Annotated in this window: 1 protein-coding gene; it reads left to right on the forward strand. The window is 42.7% G+C overall.

The genetic code is table 11. From position 1 onward, the window contains the following. Positions 1-1,177 precede the first annotated feature (1,177 nt). Positions 1,178-1,648, forward strand: coding sequence for a hypothetical protein (locus ACK5MF_RS09950; protein ID WP_416921766.1), 471 nt, complete (start codon positions 1,178-1,180; stop codon positions 1,646-1,648). Positions 1,649-1,681: the final 33 nt, after the last annotated feature.

Below are 1,681 nucleotides of genomic sequence, written 5' to 3' on the forward strand. Positions count from 1 at the left end.
AGAGAGAGAGAGAGAGAGAGAGAGAGAGAGAGAGAGAGAGAGAGAGAGAGCAAGCCAGGTGCGTCTTGATGAATTCAGATGATAACTCACTCGGGGATGAAAAGTGTTGAGGGAATAGGAGTTATAAGTAATGGGGGAGCGAGGCACAGGTAATGGGCGAAGGGGACGAGCTGCAGAATACATATGTGGTGAGTTACTTATACTAACTCCATTACACACACACACACACACACACACACACACACACACACTAAAGCCCTTCCTCAATAAATATATTTTTTTAGATAGCGTGTAAATAAAGAAATAGAAAGGAAGGAAGGAAGGAAGGAAGGAAGGAAAGAAACACACAAACACAAACAAAGAAAGAAGGAAAGAAACAAACAAAAAAAAAATGGATGAATCAATAAATAAACAAGCAAATAGATAAATAAATAAATAAACTATTGTACGTGCTTCTTTTCATATACAGTTGAGTCTGCCCTTCATCTGCCTTCTATAACGTATAAAAATCCCTGTAAATCAACTTACCCACACAGAAAATACGAAACAGATAATCAATACTGCGAACAAGACACACCTTCCGACCAGGTGTTCCCGTGCAGGTGTCAAGGGCCGGGCGGAGGCGGGCAGCTGGTCACGAAAGGGCGCCCTAACTCATGCTATTCGATCTTAGGGTACGACTTATGAGAGGAGGAGGAGGAGGAGGAGGTTGTGGCGGAGAAAGACTGAGGAGGAGAAGGGAAGAAAGAGATAGAAAGAAAACGTATGGATGTCCGAAATACAACTACTGCAGTCTCCCTTAAAACAACCAAGGAAGAAAACGTGTAGATGCCCGCCATACAACAGCTTAATACTGCAGTCCCCCCTAAGAAAGACAAAAGGGAAAACGCTTGTGTATTCGAAATTGCAATGCTAGTACTGCAATCTCCCTTAATAAATAAATAAATAAATAAATAATAGAGCATAACTGCCAGACGTACGACAGCTGCTTAGTATTGCTTGAGTCCTCCTTGAAACGAACACACATCAAGGCGAAATATAAAGAACCCCAGTCTTTGCAGTGCTTCACAATACTCACCGTGGCGCCGCTCACCTGCCTCACGCCGCTCACCTGCCTCACGCCGCGCACCTGCACGCGACACTCACCTGGCGAAGGAAAGGAGTAAGGTAAGTATTTATGGGAAACAGGACTCGGAACAGCATCAACAACAATAGTAGTAGTAGTAGTAGTAATAGTAGTAGCAGTAGTAGTGTAGTAATAGTAGTAGTAGTGGTAAGAGTAGTAGTAGTAGTAGTAGTAGCAGTTGTAGTAGTAGCACTAGTAGTAGTAGTAGTGGTAGTAGTAGTGGTATATAGTAGCAGTAGTAGTAGTTTTAGTAGTAATAAAAAAAAAAAAAATAATAATAATAATAATAATAATAACAATAATAAAAAAAATCAGTACCAACAAAATAAACACAAACAGGAGCAACAACTATTCCACACACACACACACACACACACACACACACACACGATGGACACCCTGCCAGTGTTTGCCCAGGCTCACACCCTCACGCCACACAAACGGAGCCTCAAACACACGTTCAGCCTGGCAACACTGTCTAGCCCGAGGGCCGCGCTGTCACGACGTACGATAATTGTGTAGGCTCGTGTGTTTTGTTTTTCATAGCCTCCTCCT

It is taken from the genome of Vibrio sp. (genome assembly GCF_047973365.1).
GTDB lineage: Bacteria > Pseudomonadota > Gammaproteobacteria > Enterobacterales > Vibrionaceae > Vibrio.